The organism is Salmonella enterica subsp. arizonae (assembly GCF_008692845.1).
GTDB classification, from domain to species: domain Bacteria; phylum Pseudomonadota; class Gammaproteobacteria; order Enterobacterales; family Enterobacteriaceae; genus Salmonella; species Salmonella arizonae.
The window spans coordinates 1-1,542 of sequence record NZ_VXJW01000042.1; the positions used below are offsets into that span (position 1 = coordinate 1).

The 1,542-nt window shown below is 54.7% G+C and carries 1 rRNA gene; it reads left to right on the forward strand.

Annotation, left to right across the window (positions count from 1 at the left end):
* Positions 1–1,542: ribosomal RNA gene (locus tag F4V61_RS22010) — 16S ribosomal RNA — on the forward strand.

Genomic DNA, 1,542 nt, shown 5'->3' on the forward strand with positions numbered 1-1,542 from the left:
AAATTGAAGAGTTTGATCATGGCTCAGATTGAACGCTGGCGGCAGGCCTAACACATGCAAGTCGAACGGTAACAGGAAGCAGCTTGCTGCTTCGCTGACGAGTGGCGGACGGGTGAGTAATGTCTGGGAAACTGCCTGATGGAGGGGGATAACTACTGGAAACGGTAGCTAATACCGCATAATGTCGCAGGACCAAAGAGGGGGACCTTCGGGCCTCTTGCCATCAGATGTGCCCAGATGGGATTAGCTTGTTGGTGAGGTAACGGCTCACCAAGGCGACGATCCCTAGCTGGTCTGAGAGGATGACCAGCCACACTGGAACTGAGACACGGTCCAGACTCCTACGGGAGGCAGCAGTGGGGAATATTGCACAATGGGCGCAAGCCTGATGCAGCCATGCCGCGTGTATGAAGAAGGCCTTCGGGTTGTAAAGTACTTTCAGCGGGGAGGAAGGGGATAAGGCTAATAACCTTGTTCATTGACGTTACCCGCAGAAGAAGCACCGGCTAACTCCGTGCCAGCAGCCGCGGTAATACGGAGGGTGCAAGCGTTAATCGGAATTACTGGGCGTAAAGCGCACGCAGGCGGTCTGTCAAGTCGGATGTGAAATCCCCGGGCTCAACCTGGGAACTGCATTCGAAACTGGCAGGCTGGAGTCTTGTAGAGGGGGGTAGAATTCCAGGTGTAGCGGTGAAATGCGTAGAGATCTGGAGGAATACCGGTGGCGAAGGCGGCCCCCTGGACAAAGACTGACGCTCAGGTGCGAAAGCGTGGGGAGCAAACAGGATTAGATACCCTGGTAGTCCACGCCGTAAACGATGTCTACTTGGAGGTTGTGCCCTTGAGGCGTGGCTTCCGGAGCTAACGCGTTAAGTAGACCGCCTGGGGAGTACGGCCGCAAGGTTAAAACTCAAATGAATTGACGGGGGCCCGCACAAGCGGTGGAGCATGTGGTTTAATTCGATGCAACGCGAAGAACCTTACCTGGTCTTGACATCCACAGAAGTTTGCAGAGATGCGAATGTGCCTTCGGGAACTGTGAGACAGGTGCTGCATGGCTGTCGTCAGCTCGTGTTGTGAAATGTTGGGTTAAGTCCCGCAACGAGCGCAACCCTTATCCTTTGTTGCCAGCGGTCCGGCCGGGAACTCAAAGGAGACTGCCAGTGATAAACTGGAGGAAGGTGGGGATGACGTCAAGTCATCATGGCCCTTACGACCAGGGCTACACACGTGCTACAATGGCGCATACAAAGAGAAGCGACCTCGCGAGAGCAAGCGGACCTCATAAAGTGCGTCGTAGTCCGGACTGGAGTCTGCAACTCGACTCCATGAAGTCGGAATCGCTAGTAATCGTGGATCAGAATGCCACGGTGAATACGTTCCCGGGCCTTGTACACACCGCCCGTCACACCATGGGAGTGGGTTGCAAAAGAAGTAGGTAGCTTAACCTTCGGGAGGGCGCTTACCACTTTGTGATTCATGACTGGGGTGAAGTCGTAACAAGGTAACCGTAGGGGAACCTGCGGTTGGATCACCTCCTTA